General features: G+C 39.1%; 28 protein-coding genes. 9 read left to right on the forward strand and 19 right to left on the reverse strand.

Annotation, left to right across the window (positions count from 1 at the left end; genetic code table 11):
* From I3259_RS16670 to I3259_RS16680, 3 genes are all read left to right on the forward strand, one after another.
* Positions 1-210, forward strand: a 210-nt coding sequence (locus tag I3259_RS16670) for a hypothetical protein (RefSeq protein WP_238030820.1), incomplete at its 5' end; no start/stop codon positions are given.
* Between the two features lie 175 nt (positions 211-385).
* The gene (locus I3259_RS16675) at positions 386-2,524 is read left to right on the forward strand and encodes an LruC domain-containing protein (RefSeq protein WP_238030822.1); all 2,139 of its coding nucleotides are present in this window, start codon (positions 386-388) and stop codon (positions 2,522-2,524) included.
* 5 nt (positions 2,525-2,529) lie between these two features.
* Positions 2,530-3,078 (forward strand): hypothetical protein, encoded by a 549-nt coding sequence (locus I3259_RS16680; protein ID WP_238030824.1) that lies wholly within the window; start codon positions 2,530-2,532, stop codon positions 3,076-3,078.
* A gap of 63 nt (positions 3,079-3,141) precedes the next feature.
* On the opposite strand, the gene I3259_RS16685 is transcribed toward I3259_RS16680, so the two are convergent.
* Positions 3,142-4,839, reverse strand: a complete 1,698-nt coding sequence (locus I3259_RS16685) for a chitinase (RefSeq protein WP_238030826.1) — start codon at positions 4,837-4,839, stop codon at positions 3,142-3,144.
* Positions 4,840-5,295: 456 nt separating this feature from the next.
* On the opposite strand from I3259_RS16685, the gene I3259_RS16690 reads away from it, so the two are divergent.
* Together I3259_RS16690 and I3259_RS16695 are read left to right on the forward strand one after the other, a co-directional pair.
* Positions 5,296-5,562 carry a hypothetical protein gene (locus I3259_RS16690; protein ID WP_238030827.1) on the forward strand — a complete coding sequence of 89 codons (267 nt, stop codon included), beginning with the start codon at positions 5,296-5,298 and terminating at the stop codon, positions 5,560-5,562.
* Positions 5,562-5,804: a Rho-binding antiterminator gene (locus I3259_RS16695; protein ID WP_238030829.1), complete on the forward strand. Its 243-nt coding sequence runs from the start codon at positions 5,562-5,564 to the stop codon at positions 5,802-5,804. The genes I3259_RS16690 and I3259_RS16695 overlap by 1 nt, the downstream gene beginning before the upstream one ends.
* Before the next feature lie 124 nt (positions 5,805-5,928).
* On the opposite strand, the gene I3259_RS16700 is transcribed toward I3259_RS16695, so the two are convergent.
* From I3259_RS16700 to I3259_RS16710, 3 genes are all read right to left on the reverse strand, one after another.
* The gene (locus I3259_RS16700; RefSeq protein ID WP_238030831.1) at positions 5,929-6,114 is read right to left on the reverse strand and encodes a hypothetical protein; all 186 of its coding nucleotides are present in this window, start codon (positions 6,112-6,114) and stop codon (positions 5,929-5,931) included.
* 452 nt (positions 6,115-6,566) lie between these two features.
* Positions 6,567-7,652 (reverse strand): choloylglycine hydrolase family protein, encoded by a 1,086-nt coding sequence (locus tag I3259_RS16705; protein ID WP_238030832.1) that lies wholly within the window; start codon positions 7,650-7,652, stop codon positions 6,567-6,569.
* A 150-nt stretch (positions 7,653-7,802) separates the two neighbouring features.
* Positions 7,803-9,170, reverse strand: coding sequence for an NCS2 family permease (locus I3259_RS16710; RefSeq protein WP_238030834.1), 1,368 nt, complete (start codon positions 9,168-9,170; stop codon positions 7,803-7,805).
* 481 nt (positions 9,171-9,651) lie between these two features.
* Between I3259_RS16710 and I3259_RS16715 the strand changes: the two genes are divergently transcribed.
* Positions 9,652-10,947, forward strand: coding sequence for an L-serine ammonia-lyase, iron-sulfur-dependent, subunit alpha (locus I3259_RS16715; RefSeq protein WP_238030836.1), 1,296 nt, complete (start codon positions 9,652-9,654; stop codon positions 10,945-10,947).
* A gap of 265 nt (positions 10,948-11,212) precedes the next feature.
* Positions 11,213-12,535 (forward strand): amino acid permease, encoded by a 1,323-nt coding sequence (locus I3259_RS16720; protein ID WP_238030837.1) that lies wholly within the window; start codon positions 11,213-11,215, stop codon positions 12,533-12,535.
* Positions 12,536-12,641: 106 nt separating this feature from the next.
* Here the strand turns inward: I3259_RS16720 and I3259_RS16725 are convergent, their stop codons facing one another.
* From I3259_RS16725 to I3259_RS16795, 15 genes are all read right to left on the reverse strand, one after another.
* The gene (locus I3259_RS16725; protein WP_238030839.1) at positions 12,642-13,535 is read right to left on the reverse strand and encodes a DMT family transporter; all 894 of its coding nucleotides are present in this window, start codon (positions 13,533-13,535) and stop codon (positions 12,642-12,644) included.
* Between the two features lie 266 nt (positions 13,536-13,801).
* On the reverse strand, positions 13,802-14,131 hold the full coding sequence (locus tag I3259_RS16730; RefSeq protein ID WP_238030840.1) for an SMR family transporter: 330 nt from the start codon (positions 14,129-14,131) through the stop codon (positions 13,802-13,804).
* Positions 14,132-14,142: 11 nt separating this feature from the next.
* Positions 14,143-14,499 carry an SMR family transporter gene (locus I3259_RS16735; RefSeq protein WP_238030859.1) on the reverse strand — a complete coding sequence of 119 codons (357 nt, stop codon included), beginning with the start codon at positions 14,497-14,499 and terminating at the stop codon, positions 14,143-14,145.
* Positions 14,500-14,693: 194 nt separating this feature from the next.
* Positions 14,694-15,608 carry a LysR family transcriptional regulator gene (locus I3259_RS16740; protein WP_238030842.1) on the reverse strand — a complete coding sequence of 305 codons (915 nt, stop codon included), beginning with the start codon at positions 15,606-15,608 and terminating at the stop codon, positions 14,694-14,696.
* Between the two features lie 127 nt (positions 15,609-15,735).
* Positions 15,736-16,197 (reverse strand): GNAT family N-acetyltransferase, encoded by a 462-nt coding sequence (locus I3259_RS16745; protein WP_238030861.1) that lies wholly within the window; start codon positions 16,195-16,197, stop codon positions 15,736-15,738.
* Between the two features lie 57 nt (positions 16,198-16,254).
* Positions 16,255-18,183, reverse strand: coding sequence for a PRD domain-containing protein (locus I3259_RS16750; protein ID WP_238030844.1), 1,929 nt, complete (start codon positions 18,181-18,183; stop codon positions 16,255-16,257).
* Positions 18,184-18,355: 172 nt separating this feature from the next.
* A complete protein-coding gene (locus tag I3259_RS16755; RefSeq protein WP_238030846.1) occupies positions 18,356-19,096 on the reverse strand; it encodes a KDGP aldolase family protein in 741 nt (246 codons plus the stop codon).
* 20 nt (positions 19,097-19,116) lie between these two features.
* A complete protein-coding gene (locus I3259_RS16760; protein WP_107217186.1) occupies positions 19,117-20,220 on the reverse strand; it encodes a DgaE family pyridoxal phosphate-dependent ammonia lyase in 1,104 nt (367 codons plus the stop codon).
* Positions 20,204-21,337: an amidohydrolase/deacetylase family metallohydrolase gene (locus I3259_RS16765; protein ID WP_238030848.1), complete on the reverse strand. Its 1,134-nt coding sequence runs from the start codon at positions 21,335-21,337 to the stop codon at positions 20,204-20,206. Before I3259_RS16765 ends, I3259_RS16760 begins: the two co-directional genes overlap by 17 nt.
* A gap of 55 nt (positions 21,338-21,392) precedes the next feature.
* Complete coding sequence (locus I3259_RS16770) at positions 21,393-22,043, reverse strand: DUF4310 family protein (protein ID WP_053986713.1); 651 nt, start codon at positions 22,041-22,043, stop codon at positions 21,393-21,395.
* A 20-nt stretch (positions 22,044-22,063) separates the two neighbouring features.
* Positions 22,064-22,840, reverse strand: coding sequence for a DUF4311 domain-containing protein (locus tag I3259_RS16775; protein WP_060989726.1), 777 nt, complete (start codon positions 22,838-22,840; stop codon positions 22,064-22,066).
* 46 nt (positions 22,841-22,886) lie between these two features.
* Positions 22,887-23,183: a DUF4312 family protein gene (locus I3259_RS16780; protein ID WP_238030850.1), complete on the reverse strand. Its 297-nt coding sequence runs from the start codon at positions 23,181-23,183 to the stop codon at positions 22,887-22,889.
* 1 nt (position 23,184) lies between these two features.
* A complete protein-coding gene (locus I3259_RS16785) occupies positions 23,185-23,547 on the reverse strand; it encodes a glycine-rich SFCGS family protein (RefSeq protein WP_238030863.1) in 363 nt (120 codons plus the stop codon).
* Between the two features lie 2 nt (positions 23,548-23,549).
* Positions 23,550-23,897 (reverse strand): transcriptional regulator, encoded by a 348-nt coding sequence (locus I3259_RS16790; RefSeq protein ID WP_238030852.1) that lies wholly within the window; start codon positions 23,895-23,897, stop codon positions 23,550-23,552.
* A 923-nt stretch (positions 23,898-24,820) separates the two neighbouring features.
* On the reverse strand, positions 24,821-25,381 hold the full coding sequence (locus I3259_RS16795; protein ID WP_238030854.1) for a 3'-5' exonuclease: 561 nt from the start codon (positions 25,379-25,381) through the stop codon (positions 24,821-24,823).
* Between the two features lie 286 nt (positions 25,382-25,667).
* Here I3259_RS16795 and I3259_RS16800 point away from each other — a divergent pair, with 286 nt between their 5' ends.
* Complete coding sequence (locus tag I3259_RS16800; protein WP_238030856.1) at positions 25,668-26,114, forward strand: hypothetical protein; 447 nt, start codon at positions 25,668-25,670, stop codon at positions 26,112-26,114.
* Positions 26,115-26,133: 19 nt separating this feature from the next.
* On the forward strand, positions 26,134-26,286 hold the full coding sequence (locus I3259_RS16805) for a hypothetical protein (protein WP_238030857.1): 153 nt from the start codon (positions 26,134-26,136) through the stop codon (positions 26,284-26,286).
* Positions 26,287-26,384 lie beyond the last annotated feature (98 nt).

The following is a 26,384-nucleotide window of genomic DNA, read 5'->3' on the forward strand; positions in this document are numbered from 1 at the left end:
GCCGGTTTTCAAGACCGGTGCTTTCAACCACTCAGCCATCTCTCCGTAAGTGCGGTGAATAATATATACCTAAGCTGCTGCTGTAAAGGAAAAAAAACGGAAAAATGTTCAACCAGTTACTTTTCAATCAAATATGCAACCATCACTCAAAAAAGAAACACTTTTATTGCTTTTCTCTTGAGACTTTATCGGCCTTTTGTACTTTTATAATATCAAATTTTTTTCATTATAACGTTTTTATTATCCATAGCTTTTTGCAAAGATTCGTAAAACCCACGCACTCTCAATTTTAACTCATTGTTATATATAGAGATGAGAATGGCATTGATATTGAATCATCCTATATATACATATTTTTAATGTACCTATTCTCTGTGAGGTAACGATGATGTATCACTTTTTTGTACTATCAATACCTTTGTTGTTTACCTTTTTTACTGGGCCGGCGTCAGCAAACTCTTTTTCATCCTGTCCCAGTAACGGTTATCTTTTTCATCAGTCAAATAGCGTATCTTTAATTGATATAGATCGACGAACAAGCCATCAGGGAGTCGTTGTAAATACGTATGATGCTGTCGGCTTTAATGACATTGACAGTTATATATACGGAGTACAAAACAAACAGGTCGTTCGTATTCATAATAACTTTATAGCTGAAACCCTTATCATTAATGGATTACCTGAACATGGCTTCACAGCAGGTGATGTTCATAACAACAAATTATACCTTTATGCTCAGAATGAAGGATTATGGGAAGTTGATCTTACGACTCAATCCGCATCTCAACGTTTAAAAAAACAATATGCGGTTTATTCCTTTGCTGATTTAGCCATTCATCCAAGTGGAAAAATATATGCTGTCGATAACAGTAAAAATATTCATCGCTTTGATCTTTCACAATCACTGGAAAATAACCAGATAGACATAACAGCAAGTGTTGGTTTAACGGGTGTAAGAAACTTTAGTGGTCAATTTTTTGATGACAATGGTATGTTTTACGTTATTGATGCCAATAGTGGTGATACTTTTTTATTTAATCAGTTAACCCCTTTTAGTGTTGATGATGACTTCAGCTACCTTACTCTCCTAACCGTTGATAATGTAGCTAATACTATTGATATTGCCCGCTGTAATAACGCCCCACTTAGTACCCTTGGGTATGATATGGGTGATGCACCTAACTCTTACCAAACATCACGGCTCGTAAATGGTGCTCGTCACCAAGTATCTTCTCAGCTATACCTTGGACTACAACCCGATGAAGACTTATTTGCTCAGTTTTATCCAATGCATGATGACAACGATTTAGGGAACGATGATCAAGGGATCATTTTTACAACGCCGACGCTAAATCAAGGATCAACAACGTACATAACCGCCCATATTGGCGGCATTACTGCTGGATACTTATCTGGTTGGGTTGATTGGAATAATAACGGCAACTTTGATGATGCTAACGAACAAGTAATTGATAATATTTTACTTAATAGTGGTGAGCATACATTAGCAATTGATGTCCCTATTGATTCTGTGATCACTGATTCAACATGGTCACGATTTAGAATCAATTCAAGTCCAAACACGGCAGCCAATGGGCCAGGAGAAAATGGAGAAGTTGAAGATTATCCATTAACTATCACTGGGTTTGATACCCAAGAGAGTTACTTTTGGTTTCCTTCTCAAGGTAATTTCGCAACACTTGCCTTTGAAGATCGTTGGCCAACTCAAGATGATTATGACTTTAATGATGTTGTTCTGAAATATCGTGTTGGTCATGTACAAGAAACAGCGACAGGTAAGCTTTCAAAACTCACTATTGATATTGAACTGCAAGCCTATGGTGCAGGGTATAATAATGGGTTTGCTGTTAAACTTGATGGTATTTCATCTTCCAGTATCGATGTTTCAAAAAGCTTTGTCATTATAAATGGTGAGTACCATAACACTGTTTTAGAAATGACAGAAAACCCAGACGATGACGCCGTTTTAATTTTGACAAACGCACTCAAACAATATTTTAGTTCTGACTGCGATAATGGTTTTTTACGTGTAGACCCAAGCTGTGAGCTTGATAAAAATGAACGTGTTACCGCTTCAATGAAAGTGAGCTTTACTACTCCAGTCACTTACCCTGAGCATCTTCACCCTTACCTAAATCCATTTATTTTTGCCGCTCCTAATGAGAAGCATGGGTTTGATTCTCCCCCAGCACGAAGCTTAGAGATCCACTTAAAAAACTTTTCACCGACACTAAAAGCCGATCAAGGTTTATTTAATAGTGAACATGATCATTCAATGAATACTAGCGTCAATTGTAGTGTTGAAAATAACTGTAACAGTTATAAAAATAAAACGGGGATCCCATTTGCGATTTTAGTGCCATCTGATTGGAAGCACCCGATAGAAGGGAAAAGTGTTTTATCAGCCTACCCTAGTATTGAAAATTATCTCAGCAGTAATGAACATGATACATGGTTTATGCACCCAGAGTCCTCAAAAGTTTATTCACTGACAGCGGAGTAACGCTGATGAAAAGTTATCAACTTATGTTACTACTGATCACTTTTACCTTTGCTGGCTGTTTAAGCGAAAGTCCATCAGAACAAACAAATCAGCCAATAGAAGCAGAAAATGACATCAGTAATGATGTTCAACCACCTCTCTTTTTTCCCGTTAAAGATTCCGATGACGATATTAATGATATAGATAACGATATTAATGATATAAGTGATGAGGCTCTAGATGAGCAAGATAAAGAAAATTTTCCAATATTAGATGCAAGTGATATTAACTTTTCAGGAAATGTCCGTACGATTCCTATAAGTATTACCAATCCAATTACTGAAGATGTGTATGTTAATGTTTATCGAGATTACAGTATTGATGAAACAGGTAGCTACGTTCTTAATCATGCAGATAGAGTTATTGCAACTGCCGTTATTGAAGCAACTTATGAAGGTTATGTCTTTTTAACGCCAGATATTAACAAGTTGCTCATTGAAATAATTTCTCTCGATAATAATAAGATTATTACTCAACAAAAAATCACATTCCCTATTGAAAATATCAAATTTTAAAGTAAAAAGCCCGAAAGACACTTTATTACTATCTTTCGGGCTATAACTAATAGTTAGTTTTCATTACAATTTTTGCCATGGGCTTCCTGCATCAGGTTTATTGCCTTTAGTCCACCATTTCGCTTTATATTCACTTCCTTGATAACTGACTTTATCACCACCAACATATACCACTCCTGCATTCCATACAGGTACATCTGTCGCTGGAGGATCTACAGGTTCAACAGGCTCCACTGGCTCGACAGGAATAACAGGGTCTACTGGATCAACAGGTGGTTCGACTGGATCAACAGGCTCAGGTGTGACTGGCGCACCACTTTCTAGCGCCCAAGGACCTCCACTTGTAGGAATATCACTTTGTGTCCACCACTTCGCTTTATATACTGCGCCTTGGTAACTTACTTTATCACTGCCAGTATAAACTTTATTGCTTTCCCATATCGCCACACCATCCACCGGCGGGTCTACAGGATCAACAGGTTTACCCGTATCTGGTAATTTATCAACAACGCGAACAGCAGGCCAATTAGCATGAGAGCCATATGCATTAGCGACACATTTTTCGTAATCACCTTCAACTAAAGCTGAATACGCTGTTTGAAAACCTACCAATTCACATTCAAAAGAAACACCGCCTGGACGATCAGAATAATATTTCCAATTTGCATCCCAGTTTGTGTAAAGCACATCAGTTGCACCATTAAGGTTTAAACTACCATAGGGTGTTTGCTGCCAGCAGGTGTTTTTCTCATCTTCTGCTATCGCGATTTCATAATGCTCTGCTAAACCTTCCCAGTAACGAATACGGTTAACTGGTTGCCCTTTATCTTTATTTTGCTCACCACATTCGATACCACCATTGATCACATTGATGGTCGTACCGAAACCATAAGTAATACCAGCATCAATTTCACGTTGTGATGGTTTCCATGTACGATCAATTACATGAAGCATCGCAGGCTTAGGTGCTTGTGGGGTTAAGAAAAACCAGATCGCAGAGGCAAGGTTCAACCAAGAATCGGCAACACGCCCCGGATCATTTAATAATACCGTTGCGTCACCATCAAACATCACTTCAGAGAAGGCACCATAATTAAAGTGGTAGGAAAGCTGTTTAGCGCCTCGCCCAAAATAACCTTCGCCGTCAGCACATGGCCAACGTTTATTTTGCCAATCATCTTGCCCACAGCCTGTAGTATAACCAGCTTGCCCTTCAGACCAGCCCATTTCACGCACGTGAACGAGGGCTTGTTGCCACTCTTCTAATGCCAGTGGATTATCCGAATAATTATCGATACTAATATGACCGCCCGTTTCTTGTGAGAAGTGTGCAAATGCCGTCACGATAGACGTTTTACAGATCTCATCAGCATTACGCCCATCGGTATAGTCGCCACAGAATGCAGGAAACTTACCAATTGCACGTAAAAAACGGGTATAGGTGTATTCAGGAGCTGCCATTTGTGTCAAGAAATTCCACTCTGTTTCAGGGAAAACTCGCTCAACACGTTTTACGTTATCAGGATTGCTAACAGCATCAGGGTAGATCGCTTCCACCTCTGTATTTGGACGAGTTTCGAGTGCTTTCGCCCATACGTCATACATAGGATCTAATGTCTTTGCATCTTCCGCAGCAGTAATTTCTGCACGTTCAATGATATATCCATCTGGGTTTTCGGGATCTGGCTGTGGATTCATCGCATAACTGCTTGTTGCAGACAAACCAGCAATCAGTAATGCTAATTGACTTATTTTCGCCATGGTAAATTCCTTTTCAGTACGAATTATCTATCTTTCAGAGCTAAAATAAGTCGGCATACTCATCAAACACGTTTATTTAATGTGGCACTAATAATTTTTAATATTCAATACTCATCTTAGCTATCAGTACATTAATAAATAATTAAGTAGTAACAGCAACGTCTGAATGTTAAAAGCGTGTTACATAACTTGTTTTTATGTACGCTGCAATCCCCCCCTTAACTTAAGGCTCTCAACAGTCACACAGTACACAATAATTGAAAACATTATATTTATTACCTAATAAACATAATAACACTTCGATATTGAGTAACAATTATTTACACAATCAAATCAAAAACACAACATATTGATAAAAATAGATTTTTTATCTTATTTATCTTTCATTTATTAAAAATAATGCGTAACATTAAATTCAACACATTGCATATATTTGCAGTATATATATGTTTTACGATGAAAAATTTAAAGATGTCTAATAATCTAATATCGAAACCAATATCAAGTAATAATAATATTAATAATGAAGTGTTTTATTCTCTGGATCAGCTAAGACAAGAAATTTACTCTTATCAATTATTATTACGGCAAGCCATCTTAGATCAGCATCCAAAGCTCAATGAGTGGTTAAAGCAATACCATACATTATTAGATTATTTTGAATATTTAGAAAACAACGCATGTTCTGACATAGATGTAGTTAAAATAGAGGAGAGAGCGTAATGATAAGTTGCCATCAACATGACTATATTGAAATTGCCTGTATGCTCCATCTTGATGTGAGATTAACGTATAAAAACGGTGAAACTATTTCAGGCATTGCTCAAGATACTTGTTATAACGAGCAGCGTGAAGAATGCATCGAATTGAAAACGAATAATAGCGTTTCAGCAATTGTACTTGATCACTTAGCCGCAATGCAGGCGATTACTGTAAACCCACATTTTGATACCGTTAATTTTTAAATTTACATTGTAAATAATGATTAATTTTTGCACATCAATATTATATAAACAAAAAGGTGACTCATGTACTGAGTCACCTTTTTCTTAACCAAAAAACTTAAATATACTATTTAATATATTTAAGTTATTTATAAGTAAACGACATTTCACCATCAGCATCTGTATATAGCGATGCTTTAGATTGCTTAATCAACTGTGCAGCATATGAAGGTGTAACAGCGCGTAACTCACCTTTTACTGATACGAATGGACCTTCCCAAGCCACATCACGGTATTTACCTGCTTCTAAAATCTCTACTACAACTTTCATAATAACTGCACCTTAAATGAATAATTTAAAAGATCCTACCGAAACACTACGCGGTTCCTCTGTTGGTCTTTTTAATTTACCTCGTTTTGATTAATTGTCATTACAACAAAAATGCAACGTTAGTTATTCATAAATGGTACATTAAAAATTTCTTAACCTTTTACTATGTTTATATTCGTCATTATAAATTTAATTTCTAATTCTCATCTTAAATAAAAACAACTAATTCAATGAAAAAAAAGAATAAATATAGAAATTAATAAATGTCACGACAACTAATTAAAAGTACATCATACGCAATAATAGTAGTGAATAAATAACGAACATTGATGAATAGAATGCAAGATTTCATAAATGATCGTTTCCACATCCATTTTTGACGCATGCAAAAATAGATTATAAAAAAGGGCAACATACTGTTGCCCTAATAAATATTCAATGACTATTTGTGATTACTTAATCACAACATCTTGAGTAGTAAACTTACCATTATCAAGTGCTTGCTTATGTTCACTCTTCGCATTGAAGTCTAATTTAGATAACTCTACACGACGAATAGTACTATCATGCATAGTTTTGTAGAACAATTCACCCTTACCTTGGTCAATAACTGATGTCCACTGAGTCGCACTCGGTAAATCAGGTATATGTGATTTATCGTTAAACTCACTACCAATTGGAATATCGAAATTATTCAAGATATGGAAGGCTTGCGATACCGCCTCTTGCGATGTCTTCAATACCGGTGCGCTATTGACATAGAATGCCGCACGTACAAAGCGTGATGGTGGTGAAATGTCACCCGGTAAACCTACAAAGTTAGAGCCAACACCAAACGATTGAGCTTCTACCCCATTGATCTTTTGTGGCGCACTAATACCAGGGTGAAGGTTGATATAGTTATTTAAGTTCGTCACCTGCCAATTGTAATCTGGCGAATTAGTTAGCACTTTAGCTGTGTTCTTATGAATATTGATCTTACCGTGATCCATTATTTCAATCACGATGCTGTTACCTTGCTTATCCGATACACGCCAATGCGCAGTTGGTGATGGATTACCTTCAGCATCAAAGTAAACAGTGACAATCTTAATTTTACTTAACGCGGCTTCAACTTCTGCAACCGTTGAATATTGGCTTAACATCCAACGCACAAAATCCATATCCGTAATGTTATTTGCGGTATTTTTGGGATCATATTTCGCCAATGAGCCATAACCACGGAAATAGAACAAACCTGCCGTTAAGCCTTTTTCGTTAATCCCTTCAGCAATAAAACGATCATCACTAACAGAGATCCCTGCAAAGCCATATTTGCTCTTCCAAGTTAGGCCTTGCTTTTGATCTGGCATTGTCGAGGTATAGCTGTAATCACGAGGAGAAACAATCAGCTTACTATCTAAATCGCTATGACCCCACTCAATGGTACGAGCTTGAATATGATCATTGCCTGTTGTGCCAAGAGTAATACCCGTACATGCATTTGCTGCAGAACTAAAACAAGATGCAAACAATAGTGCTAATAAAGTTTTTTTCATAAATACGCCTGTGAATATAAACGCATAACAATGCTATAAGTCGACGATAGTACATCGAAAAAAATAAAAAACAACGTTTCGTATATATCCATATATAAAAAAACCCACATTCCGTGGGTTTTTGCTTACTATTTATTATAGTCCGAATAATTATATCGCCCAACCACCAGCATAAAAAGCAACCAAGGCAATCGCAATAACAACAGTACCAATATTAAGCTTTTTCACTTCACCAGAAACGATTCGACCAATAACTAACGCCGTAAAGCCAAGCATAATACCGGTAACAATATTACTGGTTAGCACAATGAAAACGGCACACAATAAGCCTGATAATGCATCAACAGAATCGTCCATGTCTAACTTGCTAACATTACTTAGCATTAATAGACCAACATACATCAGTGCAGGTGCTGTCGCATAAGCCGGTACTAAATAGCTTAATGGTGCAAGGAACAACATGAAGATAAACAGTACACCGACTGTAGTTGCTGTTAAGCCTGTTTTACCGCCCGCAGCGGTACCAGCTGCAGATTCAATATATACTGCTGCAGGAGAGCCACCAACAAGACCTGCAAAAATACTACTTACAGAGTCTGATGTTAATGCTTTACCACCACTGATAATATGACCACGTTGATTAAGCAAATTTGCCTGTCCAGCGACTGCACGAATAGTACCTGTGGCATCAAAAATTGCCGTCATCACAAGCGCTAATACGGTTGGTAAAATCACAGGGTTCAACGCCCCCATAATATCTAATGAACCAAGTAATGATTCACCATCATGACCAAACGTTGGCATCGCAAAAAAACCGTGGAACGTGACTTTAGGATCAAAGATCAAACCAATGATTGAAATCGCAATAATGACCAGTAAAATTCCCCCAGGCACTCTGCGCTTTTCTAAACCTACAATAGCCGCTAACCCTAAAATAGACATGAATACTGGAAATGCAGTGAAATCTCCAAAAGCAACGGGTAAGCCTTCTGCTGGGTTTTTGATCACAAGCCCAACGCCATTCGCGGCAATCAAAAGTAAAAATAATCCAATACCAATTCCCGTACCATGAGCGATACCATTAGGCATATTTTTCATGATCCAAGTACGTACACCCGTTACGGTTATTAAAGTAAAGACGACCCCCATTAAGAAAACAGCACCTAATGCAACAGGCACACTCACGCCTTGTCCAAGTACTAAGCTAAATGCAGTAAACGCAGTAAGTGAAATAGCACAGCCAATTGCCATCGGTAAACGTGCCCACAACCCCATGAGTAGTGAACCAAATGCAGCCACTAGACAGGTAGCGATAAAAACAGCACCTTGATTAAAACCTGCAGCACCTAACATGCTAGGTACCACAATAACGGAATACACCATGGCTAAAAATGTGGTTAAACCAGCAATGATTTCCTGTTTAACGTTACTGCCGCGATCAGTAATTTCAAAATAGCTATCCAGTTTACTTTTCGGCTCTGAATGAGAAGGGCGTTGATGTGTGCTATCAGCAGACATGGTAAATTCCTATTTGATCAAAAAAGCGATACTTTTCAGCAAATCCAATACATTGCCAAATAACGCAAACGTTTTCTTTTTTATTCAAAATAAAAGGCTGATGCTGAGCACCAACCTTCATTCTATGACGACGTGATCATACCTATAAATAGGTTCAATTCGCTAGTGTTAAATCAAAATTCCAATTAAAAGACTATAATTTTTAACTTCGCTCTCTAAATATACTTATCATTACATCAAAAAATATAATCTATATAAATGTGACAAACACCAAATTTAGTTCACATAAAAATAAAATTATAGAATTTTTTTCTATTTAACCGTCAATTCTTATTTGAATAGGAAATTTATTTCTTCGCTATCAAGCGTATATTTGCATTGTTTTAAGTGCCCATAGAAATAAGAAGGGTATTAAAAACTAAAAGCCTCTTCTCTTCTTTTTTGTTTTATTTTCTCCATTCGGAGCGTTAAGGTAGCAGTTATGAAAACCCATCTTTGGCCTGCATTCATTCATGTCATTAATCGTGATGTTGTTCCTGCTTTAGGCTGCACAGAACCCGTCTCTGTTGCGCTTGCTGCTGCTATTGCAATGGAACAACTTCCACCTCAAGAGCGAAATATTGTCCACATTGATGTCCATGTTTCTCCTAATTTAATGAAAAATGGTATGGGCGTGATGGTACCAGGGACGGGAATGCCAGGTTTAGCAATTGCATCTGCAGTGGGTGCACTGGCTGGCAATAGCCAAGCGAGATTAGAAGTATTAAAAGATATTTCGCCAGATAACGTTGAGCAAGCCAAACGATTATTAGCTAACAATAAAGTCACCGTGAACGTAGCTGATGTAACGAATATTCTTTATGCTCAAGTCAGTATTTATAGCATGGCCCATTGCGCGACAGTCACTATTGCAGATAGCCATACCCAAGTGATCAGTATTGAACTTGATGGCGTCACCGTTTTTGCCGCCTCACCTAACGAGAAAAACGTCATTGAAATACCGAATAACCCTTTTAGTGATGCTTGTGTTCAAGATGTTTTTGATTTCGCAATCAATGCACCAATAAGTGATATTCAATTTATCGAACAAGCTTATGAGCTTAATAACGCACTATCTTGTGAAGGGTTAAAAGGTCAATATGGATTAGAAATTGGTGCGACATTCCAACGTAATATCGATCGTGGTTTATTATCTGGCGGCCTACTCTCCGATGTATTACTGCGCACAGCTGCCGCTTCTGATGCTCGAATGGGAGGGGCAATGAAACCTGCGATGAGTAATTCAGGATCTGGTAACCAAGGTATTGCCGCCACCATGCCTGTCGTGGTTGTTGCCGATTTTGTAAATGCTGATCAGGAGCATTTGATCCGCGCCTTAATCCTTTCTCATTTAATGGCGATTTATATTAAAAGCTATCAAAACAAACTATCTGCTTTATGTGGGGCAACAACTGCGTCAATGGGTGCAGTATCTGGTATTACGTGGTTATTGGGCGGAAATGTGGAGCAAATAAGCGCGGCGATTTGCAATATGATCGGTGATATTACCGGTATTATTTGCGATGGTGCAAAAGCCAGTTGTGCAATGAAAGTCTCTTCTGCTGCCGGAGCTGCAGTTAAGTCAGCCTTAATGGCATTAGATGGTATTCGAGTCACCGGTAATCAAGGCATTGTTGCCGATGACGTTGATAATACGATTCGAAATTTATCTGCACTGGCGAATGGCGCAATGACGCATACTGATGTACAGATCCTTGAGATTATGATTAATAAATAATCGACAACGCTAAACCAGAGCCATTCTGCTCTGGTTTTCTATTTTTAATCGCTTAAATACCTTTTCTTTTTTCTGCTTAAAAAGAGCATTCTTTCCTCTTCAGCAATAGCTAAAAATAAAACAATCATTAAAAGCATCTAATTGCATTCTTTATACTTCTTTAATTCATATGTTATAACTTTTAGTTATTTAGCAAATATACGACTAGATCCATAATCCAACTATTCGCTGTCAGCATAACAATGATTATAAGCTGGAATATATAATGAAACCTGAAATAGATTCTCCCCTTTCAAATACCAAGATCCCCCTACACCAACAGGCAAACATGACACCTCAACAATGGAAAACTGCGACAAAATTCGACAGTGTTGACGTCGGTTGGATTGTCATGAGCATCGGCATGGCCATTGGCGCGGGGATTGTTTTTCTCCCAGTACAAGTTGGTGTCATGGGGTTATGGGTATTTTTACTCTCATCGGTCATTGGCTACCCTGCAATGTATTTGTTTCAGAAACTGTTTATCAACACCCTTGCTGAATCAAAAAAATGTACCGATTATCCAGGTGTGATCAGCGGTTATTTAGGAAAAAACTGGGGGATAGCACTCGGTATTCTTTATTTTATTATGTTGGTCATTTGGGTATTGGTTTACTCCCTCGCCATCACCAATGACAGTGCCTCATATCTACATACTTTTGGGGTGACAAGTGGGCACTTAAACCATAATATTTTCTATGGCTTAGCGTTAATCTGCTTGTTGAGTTATATCGGCTCAAAAAGTGAAAAATTCCTGTTTAAGATCTCTGGTTTTATGGCGGTTACTGTGATCGCCTTAGTCGCTGTGATGGGTGTACTGCTTATCCCACAATGGAATTTTAACAATATAACTGCTGTTGGTGATTGGGGTAAGATGCTTAAAGATGCCATCATCACATTGCCTTTTACTCTGACATCAATCTTATTTATTCAATCACTGAGCCCGATGGTGATCTCTTACCGATCTCATGAAAAATCGATTGAAGTTGCACGTTATAAAGCATCACGAGCCATGAAAATAGCCTTTAGCATTTTGTTTGTGGTGGTCTTTTTCTTTGCCGTGTCGTTTACCTTTGCAATCAGCCAGTCTGAAGCACAACATGCAATGAAAGAAAACATTTCAGCCCTAGCTATGATTGCACACTATTTCCCTGGAAGTTGGGCAACAATAGTCGGTATTGTGATCAATATTTTTGCGGTTGTGACATCATTTTTTGGTGTATTTTTAGCCTTTAAAGAAGCATGTCGCGGGCTGACCATGAATATTTTAGAGCGTAAATATAAGCCAGAGCAGATCAATACTGATTTAGTGAATAAACTGATCACAGTATTTATCATCTTAATTGCATGGGCAGCAGTTGCATTAAACCTACCGATTTTATCGTTTACTTCTATCTGCTCGCCAATCTTCGGTATCGTCGGTTGTTTAATTCCGGCTTATTTAGTCTATAAAGTTCCAGCATTGAATAAATATAAAGGTATCGCAACTTATCTCATCATTATCACGGGTATCTTGTTGTGTATCTCACCATTGCTCGCCTTTATTTAATTCACTAACTAATACTTATTTAGATATAAAAAACGCCGCGACTCTTGATTCTTTCTAATTTAAAAGAGAATCGGAGTCACGGCGTTTCTATTACAGAGATACGTAATTATGCTGTTGTCATCGCAGCCGCTTGTTTCTTCGCTTTTATACGTTTTTGTGCAAGTGCAACACCAGTAAGAACCATAATACCGCCAATGTAATGGTAAGACTCTAAGTGTTCATTAAGCATCACACTAGCGATACCTGCCGCCATGATTGGCAATAGATTCATGAACATTGCAGTACGATCAGCCCCTAAACGTTCGATTGATAGCATCCACAGCCATGGTGCAATCACAGAAGCTAATAATGATGCATAGGCAATTAACGGTATAGCTGATGCAGTGATCGCCATACGATGACTCATTAGTAACAATGGCGTTAGCATCATAACGGCAAACAAACACTGCACGTAAACCGATTTCCATGTTGAAAATGGCATTTTCCAGCGTTTTAGCAACACACAATAAAGCGCATAAACCGCAGCCGCAATCAACATCAACATATCGCCTTGCTTTATACCCTGCGAGATCAAGCTTTTCACATCACCATGGCTTAGCATTAATACCAAGCCACTGAGAGATAAAACGGCACCAATTAACGCAAACGGTGATAAACGTTGACCAAGGATCGGCACACTTAAAAACATACTGATCAACGGCACAAGTGAAATAATCAAAGCAATATTAGTCGCAGTCGTCGTTGCCGCAGCAAAATAGCCTAATGATTGGTTTAAGACCATGCCAAGCAAGCCAAGAAATGCCAACTTAGTCAGGTAAGGTTTAATAGTCGCACGATCACGCCAAACAGATTTAGCAACAAAAGGAGTTAGCATGACTAATGCGAAGAACCAGCGATAAAAAGATATCGCACCAGGATCAATGACACTGAATGCCATCTTGTTGACAATGGCATTCCCTGCCCATATTGCAACTGTAATTAAGGGAAATAGATAGAACATTGTCTGCCTTATGTGAAAAGAACACGCTCAGATACCTACACCCGAGCTATTAACTAGGCTATTCTGTCACGTCATTTAAGATATATATATTCCCAATCAGACATCCTAACTCTTTTGTCGGACATATTAACAATTCAAATCCTACTCACAAAAAGTCAGTGAGAATTGAACATATTGAATTCATACAATAATTCTTTTTTTTCCTATTTTTATAATAAAAAGCCCGACTCACTTGGTCGGGCTAATTAAAATAAATATTGTGTGCCTTATGCTGTTTTCATCACCACCACAGCTGCAATTACCATCGCGATACCCACCCAACCAATAGGTTTTAGCTTTTGCTTGAACAATAGCGAACCACCAACCGCAGTACCTAAAATACCAATCGCTCCCCACGACGCATAAGCCACTGCTAAATCTATCTCTTTCACCGCTTGTGCCAATAAGGTAAACGCCAGCATCACCAATAGCAGCGATAATATTCCCCAACGTTTACGACTAAACCCGTTAGAGCGAGTCAGTGCCATATTCGCTAAGATGTCCACAAATGCTGCGAGAACAACAAAACCAAATGATAATGTGAAAAATTGACTCATTTTGTGCTCCCTTATGCTGAGGTATTAACTGTTGATACTTGAGCGTGATTTTCACCCAAAGTGACAAGTACGATCCCTACAGCTGCCATCGCTAAGCCAATAAATTCTTGTGCATTTAATTGAGCATCAAACACAAACACTGAAACCAGTGTAATCAGCGCAATACCGAGCCCTTCCCATAACGCATAAGCCACACCTATCGCGATTTTTTTTGCCGCCAATGATAAGAAAAAATAAGAAATACAAATTAAGCCATACATCACCCAATATCCCCAGTTACTGCCTTCACTGGAAATGAGGCTCATGGTACTTGTACCCGCAACCTCTGCGACGATGGCAAGTAATAAAAACATCCGTGCCAACCACATCATTTACCTCACTATCACTCTTAATAATCATAAGTAGATAGCATCAAATTTCACGCATTCTCGTAGTGAAAATACATAAAGTTAATGTATCTACTAGCGAGATTACCGCAGAGCATAAAAACGCAACAGGTAATTGAGATATTCAAATTTGAATATCTCTTAATGGAGAAATAGCACAGAAATGATCAGAACATTTAACCTAATGCTGTTTGTATCACCTGATGTAAATGTTGATAGAGCGGATAATTACGATGGGTTTGAAGATAACCGCCTGAGACCACAAAATGGCTGAAATTCCGGTTCACAATAGGCATGGGATAGGCATGTAATTCTGACATTAGATCGGCGGTACTTTCGCTCGCAAACATAATCGCATTAGTTTCCAACAGCATTTGACACGCAACCCGTAAATTGAAGGTTTTTAGTAACACTTTGGGCTCATAACCCATACGCTGATATTCAGATTCAACGGTACACAAAGGGTTATAAGCAGCTGGTGCTGGCAGTGAGACTAATGGCAATGGTGCTATCGATGCCCAATCATTACTATCTAGCTGTAAAGTAGGATGATCTTTTTTCGCCAAGATCACTCGCTTTTCCTTAAATAACGGCTGCATATAAATATCTTTCGCAATGTCTGTTTCTTGATCCAGAATGCAGTAATCGACTTTGCCTTCCAGCATGTCATCTTGGCTGATGCTATCCCAATTAGAAAACACCAATGACGCCTTGGGAAATGCCTTATGACAACAAGATAATAGATGTTGACCGTGCTCATCCATCAAATAGGGATCAACCACAATAGAAATCGAGCCTTGGTAGGTTTCAGGCTTAAATTCAGAGAATTCCAGTAACACTTTTTCTATAGGCGCTAAGATATTGTCAAATTCATCAGCAAGGCGGACCGCAAGAGGTGATGGCTCCACCCCGTGAGCTTTGCGCACAAATAACGGATCATTAAAGAACTGTTTAAGCCTCACCACACCACGACTGGCACTTGGTTGAGAGATCCCCAACTGCATGGCTGCCAATTTAATACTGCGATGTTCCACCACCGCTTTTAATAACCGTATTAAATTTAGATCTAATTCTTCTAACTGATGCGACATTTGCTTTCTTACCTATTAACACCTTTACTAATGATAAAGCCTAAAACAAAACAAGATAGCCAGTTTAACGGCTATCTTGTTTAGATATGAGGGCAAATACGACGCAGAAATAAAGGGAAAAGCAGTATTAATCAGAGCAAACGTTACGGGCGATCATAAATACTTCATCGGCAGAATAGAGCGATTTGATCGTCATTTCCACTTCTGCACCTAATAGTTTCTGATAGATCTGTTGCGCATAGTTATCAGCACGAGTATTTACCATTATGTGCTTTAATCGACAGCCTTGCTCCGCTAATAGCTTTTTCACTTGTGGTAACGATTGGATGATCAGCTGTGTCGCAATTCCTTGGTTGTGATGACTTGACAATACTGCGAGTTGCTCTAACTCTAAAATCACTTCAGGACGAAAGCCGCTTTTTTGACCCCACACAATATAGCCCACCACTTCACCATTAAGCTCTGCAACAAAGTTTAAAAAACGCGGTGCAGCATTAAAATTACATTTGATCCACTCATAAGAGCGTTGCTGACGTACAAACGCCTGTTGATGCACCTTTGCTGCTTGCTGTAAATCAGCCTCTTCCATTAAACGAATAATCACATGATTTCCTTATTCTTCAACATAAGCATTTTACTCGCTGTTTTACCAATCTTTCTTACAGTTATTCCAGCACTCATTCGCTATGTGAGTAAAACGTTCAAAAGAGTAACATGATAAAAGTTGATCAACCGCTTTACTCTTCATGAGTGTGACAAAAAGATCATATAACCCCATAGCTTCTTCGTAATCATCTTTATTTATCGCAAACAAGAAAATCACATAAGCACGCTTCCCTTCTCCCCACTCAATACCTTGCGGTGCTAGTACGGTATATACCGCACTTTTATTGGCACATAGCCCTAATGAATGTGGAATAGCGATACCATCACCCAACATAGTTGAAGTTATATTTTCTCGCTCAATGACAGATGAATAAAAGTGACTTGGCACAACCCCATGAGTTTCTAACTCAGCAGATAATTGAGTAAATAACTGCTGCTGAGTTATAGGAGTGTCAATTCGAGTAAAAAAACGTGATTGGAAAAATTTTCCTAACGTATTAATGTGGTGACGATTTTCATGCACAAGCTTATTTAATTGCTCTAATTGAAATGTACTCGCGATAGGTGAAAACACCATAGTTGGTTTATTTTTAACCATCAGTTTTTCTGTTGATATAACAAAATCTTCTGCGACATCATGCAACGCATAATATTCACGTATAGAGTGCATTTTATGGATCACTAACAGTGGGATCGCTTTTAATAGTTGAGACTCCAACATTCTGATCACCGAAGTACCAGAATCACATACTAATAATACTGTCGGTTGCTTTTCATTCTTCTGCACATAATTGCGCTCGATGCCAACACCAATATGCATCACTAAAAAACTGATCTCACCATCAGGGATCTCTCTTTTTGCCCAACTTGACACCGCACCGACTGTCATATCATAAGCAAGCGGATAGTAACGCTTAATATGATCAGCTAAAGGATTTGAAATAGTAATTTGATGTTCAACACGCAGTAACATTGGGTGAACATGAGCCAGTAAGTCATGTTTTAACTGCGGATCATTAAGCAAGTTGTAATTAAAATGATCGTTAATAAAATGCAGTAAATGATCAATAAACGCATCGGCATCATTGTCATTACGATCATCCACATGCCAATGCTTGATCCCAGTAACGCGACGGGCAGCAATTTGAATCGCTAGATGATTTATTTCACAAGGAGCGATAGTAGCTTGAGTTTCGCTCGCCATTAACGCTGCGATTTCTTCGGCAGCCGCAAATGCATTACTTGACACATTAGCACAAGGTGTTTGATCGCAAGCTAAACCACGCTTTAAACGGCTGATCGCCACACCACAGTAAACAGTTAACTGATGTAGGCCTTCATCGGTCAAATTAATACTGTGCTGCTGCATTGCCATTAACAGTGGTTGCTCTAATTGGGCAAAATCACACTCAGGATAAAACAGCTCACATAAATTAATAAACGTAGGATCTGACGCCTTAAATTGAAACAAGATATGGGCAATACAGGCACGTATGGATGACTCTTTACCAAACACAAACAGCCCATAATGGGGCTTGCTGTCTATCTCTAAATGATATGACTGAAACAACTCACGTACTTCGGTCATATCCGCTTGTAAACAAGTACGACTGACAAACCATTGGTTTGCTAAGTCATCTAATTTACAGCCATCTTTCTGACTCAATAAACGTAACATTAAATGAATAACACGATCTTTAACAGAACGTGGCGATTGCTTCATTTGTTGTGTTTGTTGAGTAATATTACTATAGCGCTGTTGATCATAAATATCGATGAAATAGCCTTCACCTCTACGTAATAATAACTGGGCACCGTAATGTGCCAATGTGTCATTCAGTGCTGAAATATCTGTACGAATAGTTCGCGTTGATACTTCAAAACGTTGAGCTAATTCCTGTTGAGGCAAGGTTTGTGTTAACAGCGCATCAAAAATTAAATTAAGGCGAGGATAAGGGAATTGAATCATTGAATAATCCGTTAATTGATGTCCGTTTAGCAATAAAGGCTAACATTCAAAAACAATGGGCCATACGATATAAGTCATATTCACATTGTTTTATAAAATTTAACTGTTTCACAATATTTCAAACACTTATAAATATTAACGGGCCGTTTCCAGCCCGTTAAATCAGATCACGTTACTTTAACAAGTTCTTGGTCATCTCAAGTAAAATACGTACATCTTCAGGACGAGTATTACCTGTTTCTTTATCGATAATGGAGCTGTAGATATGTGGAATAATTTTAGTGACACCAGCATCCAGCGCAATTTGCATGATCTCTTCAAAGTTTTCTAAATCTATCCCACCTGTTGGCTCTAACCAGAAGTCTTGCTCAGCACATGCTTTTGCAACATACGCGAACTCTTCACGAGTTTCTAAACCGCCCATTGGAAAGTATTTCACTGAACTACCACCCATGTCTTTCAGCATCGCAATCGCTGATTCCACAGGTACGATCGCTTCTTTATTGCACGAGCTTAGGGGACCAGTTGAGATCTTCACCATACCCACAGTACCGGTTGGTGAAATTAAGCCGTTCACAATGCTTTGATCTTGACCGACTAATGCACGACTGGTTGCCACGCCTGTAAATACCTGATTAATGTGCTGTGGCTGAATATGCTGAGAGATCAGCGAAACCATCATCGATTGGTTTGGATCGCCAGCGCCAAGGCCAACAGAAACAGCGTTATTGATCTTATCGCTGTATTTTTTCATCTCTTCAACCGCTGTTTGTACATCTGGGTAGTTCTTAGATAGTACGCCAACTAAGACATGACCTTCTGCGGCATCATAGATTTCTGCTGCGTTATCAATAGAGCCAGCCAACACGTTTAAACATACGCGATTTTTGTAGAATTTTGCTTTTAATGACATAGTGGTGTTCTCTTACAAATTTAAAATAATGCTTTAATATTCTGATAAATAACGTCAAGTTGTGCGCTTGTGACACTGCGTACATCAATTTCGATGATGCCGTCATTGGCTTTGTAGCCACGACAATAAATCGCAGGATCACCACCCTGAAGTCGTGCCACAATCTCAAGTGTTGTCATTGCTAGTACCGTTTCATCAAAACGGATTTCTGCACGTGCAATGTCACGTCCTGCACTGTCCCAAACCACACGGCAATCAATACCATTAAGAGTATTGAGTTGCGCCACAAAATGTTCCATTTTGGCAACCATTTGCTGGCCAGTTTCTTTTTCTGTTTGCAGGTACTCAGTAATGGCGTGGGTTAAACCTAAAATGCCTTCTTTACCAACTTTCATGGCACGACCAATACCTAATGACTGCTTACGCACCCATGCAATATATTGGCTACGTCCAACCACTAAACCACTGGTTGGCCCTTCAATGGCTTTTGCACCACTGTAAATCACCAGATCAGCGCCCATGTTGTAGTAACACTGCAGATCTTCTTCAGCTGCAGCATCCACAATCAAAGGTAAGTTATGCTGTTTGGCAACGGCTGCCGCTTCTGCTACGGATAAAATGCTCTTTTGTACACAGTGATGGGATTTGATGTATAAAATCGCTGCTGTTTGCGGGGTGATCATGGCGGCTAACTGAGCAGGCGAACACTCATTGGCATAGCCCGCTTCTTTTAGTGTGCCACCACCTAATGTCACCATGGTGCCGACTGGTGCACCAAAGTTAACGTTGTGGCCTTTTGGCATCACAATTTCTGACGCCACGTTATGAGCATGAGCGTGTAAATTTTCGAGTAAATACGGATCGTCTTTCACAATCACCGCAGCCACTGATTGAGCGATACCCGCCGAGGCACAAGAAACCACAATTGCATCTTCTACATTTAGCAGCTTGGCAATGTAAGCACCGGTTTTCACCACCAGATCTTTCATTTCAAAATACTGGCCAAGACCATCACGCACCGCATCCATCACAGTTTCTGTTGGTGTCGAAACACCTAAAATAGTCATACGACCTGACGCATTAATGACTTCTTTTAATTGGTATTTTTCATGAATTGAAGACATCGAATCCTACTCCGTAATTTGTCGTCATGATCTTGCCAGCAACCATGGCTGCGGCAGGTTTTAAGCTCGTCTTGCCACTGCGCTGATCATTGTCAGAATCCACTAGCTCAACAGTTTCAGTGTTCAAATGGAAAAACGTTAAATCCGCATCTTTACCTACTGCTAACTGCCCTTTATTTTCTAATCTCAGTAACTTGGCAGCGTTTACCGTGACACAATCAATCACTCGTTGTAGCGGTAAACCAATCGCTAAAAACTTATCCATAATGTGAGCGAGACTGCGCACTGGGCCATGAATACGATTTTTGCAATAAATGTCAGAGCTGATCATGTCAGGATAAATACCTTGTTTAATCGCTTGCTCTGCCACTGCAAAACTAAAACTTGCACCACCGTGTCCCACATCGAGTTTCACTCCACGCTCAAGAGCACGTTGCATCGACGGTTTTAACTCACCCTCTGCGGTTAAAATTCGATTAGGTTTACCGTTATAGCAATGGGTAATGATGTCCCCTTCATCTAATAAATCCGCCACGTCGTCTAAATTAGGTGGATTATTACCAATGTGTACCATCAAAGGTAATGGGCACTGATTACGTTGGATCTCTTTGGCTTTGATCAACGGTTTTAAGCCATTGGCTTCCACCACACTGCCACTCATTCGGGCTTTGATCCCAACGATAAAATCGGGATACTGATTGACGGCTTGTTTAACTAACTCACCATCAATATCTGCCATATCTGCTAATTCATTTTGTCGCAGCAAACCAATTCGAGAAATATTTAAGATACTGTAAACATTGGTTTTTACTTGCTGACAACAGTGATAGAAATCATCCACATCATCGGCACCTACGCTACCGGCATCAATCACGGTGGTAACGCCAGTCTCCACCCCGACTAAGTCTGGTTCATCGTTATAAATCGGTGATTTGGAGTAGCAATGAGTATGACCATCAATCCACCCTGCGCTAATATAAAAATCACCCGCTAAATCCACTACTTTTTTTGCTGTTGCATCCAGTTGACCCAGTGCTGCAATCTTGCCGTTCAGAACCGCAACATCCACCACTTTGCCACTCACTAACTTGCCTTGCTTAATTAATACGTCATACATTGCTTTGCCTTTATTGTGCTCTGCACCCAATATGCAGAGCACAACCTTTCAAGGATTAACTGATAGCAACAGGGAACAGTGAACCAAACACCATTGCACCGATAATCGCACCACCTGTAATAGGTTTGTTCCATTGATAGAAAGCAAGCGCACCAATTAAAGAGCCAATACCGATTGGTAGTGATGCTGCAATTGCTGATAACACAATCAAAGGACCTAAGAAGCGACCCGATGAGTTACCTGCGCCCATCATGACATCGGCACCGTAAGTCGAGTTACTTTGGTTGATGGTGTACTTACGCGCTAAGATGATCACATAGCCAATAGCAACACCAAGGAAGAAACCCACAACCAGTGAGGCTGCAAAGTTTTCGAGTGGGTATACAATACCTGCGCCTAATAACAGTGCTGGTACACCTAAACCAATACCGGTTTGAATAGCACCACCGATATCTAAGATCCCCACCAAGGAACCTTCAATGATGCGAGCAAAAAGGAAACTTGCACCAAACGCCGCTACTGCACCGTAAACACCGGTATCCATACCCGCTCTTAACATGGCGACGAAAGCCACCTCGTTAAAAGCACCGATACCGTAGAGGTAGTACATGTGTGTACCAGCAAAAACACCTGATGACAGCAAGCCAACAAAGAATGGAAAAGACCAGTCAGCGTACCAAAAATTATTCTTTAATTTATCGTCCATTTTCTTCAACTCCGGCTCGGTTATTTACCGCTGATACTTCCGTGGATGTAATGCAGCCAATCAGGAACAGTTAGGCTAAAGGATTCTAATACCGCAATATCAAAGCCACGGAAGAAGCCACTTAGAACAAACAGAGCGATAACGGCAAACAACATACTTTTCGTTACTTTGTTCCAACCGCTATCTTCCACACCTTTACCAATCAAGATACCAAGTACTAAACCAGGTACGGCGTTACCCATGATCATTTGTGCCAAACCACCGAAAATAGTTGCCCAAAAACCAGAACGCTTACCTGCTTCAATCGCAGCTAACCAGAAGATCACTGGCATCGCCACGTTAACCAGCATGTTTGCTGCCGGAACCAGCACTTTTACCGCTGTAATTTGTAAGCTTTCAGGTACCGCAGATGCGGTTGAGTTAAGAAATGCCACGACGATCATACCGATGATGCCGCAGGCAATACCCATCTTCTTCGGATCATGTAGGGTTTGGGTGACATCACGATTTTTTACCATCAATGCCGCTGCGCCCCAGTTCGGTAAAATACGGTGGTCAACGTCTTGGGTAAATGCACCAGCAGCGACTGATGATGCCCAAGCATTGAAGAAAAAGCCTAAACCGAAAGAGAAGTGAGAAGCAGGATCCCCTTCACACGAGTTTAATTCCCCTAAAGTACGGAATGCGCCCATACCTTGAATAGTTGGAGCGTGATACATACGAGCAGCGCCGACACCTACGCCAACACCCACTAATGCACCAATAATTAGTGACTTTATTAAAATAATGAAGAACATTTATATACCTTTATATGTAGACACAAATAATGTTCGTAGCTAATAATTAGATTTGTTTGAAATTTATTTCATCAGTTTCTATTAATGTAATATTTACAGTGACATTAATAGTGATGGAATAAATAGATTTTTCTCGTGGTAAGAAAAAGAACATAAACTTCTCAGTCGTTTGTTTATGTTCTGCACTTATTATTTCAACATCCACGGGTTCAATTCGTAAAATAACGTTATTAGTTTCTTTTAGAATTGTTTTTTGAACATTATTTAGTGCAGAACTAAAAGCTGATTGTTTTGTATTTCCTTTACCACTGACTTCAACCGTCGTAGTAATAGATTTTTTCATATTAACCGTGATGATTTTTAATAAAGGCTTCAACTAATTTTTGTCCTAGCTCTTCTTTATCCATAAAGCCAAAACCTAAAACGTTACATCCTTCATTAATAGCAGTGACACCCTCTTCTACAGATCGCATACCATAACGAGCTTTATAACCATATTTTGTTTGTGCAGTAATCGCCCCCGCACCACCACTACCACAGAACGAAATACCAAAATCAGCTTGCTCTTGATTCATAATATCGCCAAGCTTCATATCAGCAGCCATACCGGGAATAACAGTTACAGAGCCACCAGCTGCCTCAACACCTAAACCTACTTTTTGCCCTTTACCTAAACGGTCACCAATTACTACTTTTATTGTTTTCATCATTAAGCTCCTAATTCACACGTCAGTTCGTTTTCTTTTGCCACTTCAAAATGGACGGATAATAAATAAGTTTCTTCATAAGCTAAGGTTGGAAACCAAGAAACCACATCTGCTGATAATTTATGAGAAAGAGGAGAAATATCTTCAAACATATCAACTTCAATTTCTGGTAGAGACTCTTTCGTATAAGAACGAATCACCATCGCTTTTAAATGCGTAAATAACATTTGCTGCTGAATAGCATCAGGGAATATTTTATTTTCTTTTAAAAGTAAAATTGTTTTTTTATAAGTATCTTCATATTCCAATTCATAAATACTGTAATCAAAAATACGTTTATTTACTGACACTTTATCTCTCCTTAGTAATATAAGTGTCGCCACTTATTGAATGCAGTCATATTATTTCCACTTGAATATAATGTGTAGATGATTGATTTCCATTTCAAAGTGGAAATGAGGAAAAATGCCAGATCTATGTCATGCTTTATTATGCTGCATTTTATAAATCAGTAAGTTATAAACTATTTAAAAACTCAAAGTCACACGAGAAAAATAAATTTAACCTCTATTATGTGACCTCTTCCACACCATGCTCATATCAATACCGTGTGAGGAATAGGTAAAGATGTAGATCAAAATCACACTCATCTGACGCTCAATTACTGCCAGTGTGTTCAACTCAATCAAGATAGTGTTCTCGTGTGGGATATTTTTATACAACATGGCAATACAGCAAATGGGAAACGAGTACGTGACTATTATATGGAGGCAATACTTTAAGCATTAGTTATCCGGATAACTAACGCTTCGTTATCGCTAAAACCAACGCCAAGATATGGTAACTTGGATCGATAGTGGTAACATTGTCAACAACAGTAAGCTGTTAGTTTCAAATAAGTTATTACCCACTGTTGGTGTCAGCTATCATTACACGTTTAAGCCAAGAATATATTTATATTGATTACGCTATTAGCAAAGACAGTTCCAGTTTTGTTTTCATATTAATGAAGCTTTTTAATGGAAATATATCAGATAAAAATTTGACCATGTACACGCGAACACTTACTCATTGTTGCTCACAAAATAAACTCTTCCTGAGCCATTCTAATATCCACGCTTACATAACGCTTCCGCTCGACAAGGCGCGTAGAGGACTTTCATCTATTAGGTTGAACCATGCTCGGCGCACAAGAAAGGCCATTCACTCTTAAGCGAATAGCCTTAGCTGATAGAGTCTGCTTTACTAAAACAAATAAATCGGTAATAACAAACTATTTCTGCGCAGAGTCTGTGTTTTTTTCACAGAACATAGTTGCAGCTAATCGAGCAAGATTATACGCATCCACATAACCCGAATGCTGACGCCCTTCCCATTCAACGCCTGCAACCTCCATCGCGGCACGTTGCCCTAAACGCTTATTCGTCACATGACGCTGCAATTTAAATAAAGTCGCAAGGTTCAAATACTCTCGAAAGGGGACTTTTAGCTCTTTAGCTAAACATTCCTTTTTCAAAATACGATCATCATGACCCCAAGCGGCATAAATCTTATGACGACCACCAAACTTTTGTTCTATCGATTTTAAAATTACAGAGAGCGGCTTGCCATTTTTTTCAATAATCTCAGGTTTGATGCCCGTTAGTTCAGTACAAAACGGCGAGATCTCATCTTTTGCAGGACGAACATAATGTTGTGCCCGACGAACAATTTTCCCGGTGTTGAGATCAAGCTCTGCCACACCAATTTCGATGATTTCACCGGTTCTAGATGTGCGGCCATCATTCCAACAACACATTTCGAGATCGAAACACACAATACGGTCAAAATTCATTAGTTATCCAAGTGTCACAGGCAAAACAGCCGCTAATAATACCATTTTGTGCTTACTGGTTCATCCGTTAAGAGACACGAGCAACATATTCTATGGTGAAAAAATAAGATGATTAGAGAAAAACAATAAAATACGATAACAAGAAAAACAGTGAAATAGTTAAGTACACACTATCTTTATTTATAGTGCTAAGTATATTCCAATCAACATCCAAGCCCATTTCAATAGGTGGTGGAGCTATATCCAGATACGTTACATATTGATAAGCGTGGGCTCAACCGTATTCTTGAACTTGATATTAATAAATGCCTGTCAGTACATTAACTCTAATCAGACGATCTATTATAAGCTCCAATATTCACCACCAGCAATCAAAGCAGCACTTGCAGGTATTAGGGATCACTATGCTAGTACAGATACGTACAATAACACCGAGTTTTTAGTTTTTGCGATCGATTGGAATTCTTCAGAAGCGACGTTTGACTGGGCTCAAAACTTACTTGATCAATACCCTAACACTGCAGCTATTTTATCAACCTGCCAACTGCTGAATATTGATAGTGATGGAAAAACCCCATTAATCACCTCAAAAGGCTTTGAGTTCTGGATCGATTTTATTCATAAGAATGACCAGATCTTCCTAACCATGAATAGTCACTATCATGGTGCGGCGAATATGGTAGCCAAAAATGCTTATGGTCGTGATGTACTTATGATGGTTGTCGATTACTAAGCAGACTTTTGGGGAGGCAATGGCATACTCCGTATGTACTGTCGGTTTTGATTACAGTAATAATCAACTGGTCATTCGCTCATTCTCTCCTTGGGTTCAAGCGATTCCAGACGATGAACGAACACTGTTAGATATACCTGAGTTAACCAATGAGTTGTTAACAAAAGTCTAGATTTCAAATGTAAAAAAGCCCGCAATTGCTTGCGGGCTTTTTTATTTGGCTCCTCCTGCTGGACTTGAACCAGCGACATACGGATTAACAGTCCGCCG

The sequence above is a fragment of the Photobacterium sp. Ph5 genome, assembly GCF_022129445.1.
Lineage (GTDB): Bacteria > Pseudomonadota > Gammaproteobacteria > Enterobacterales > Vibrionaceae > Photobacterium.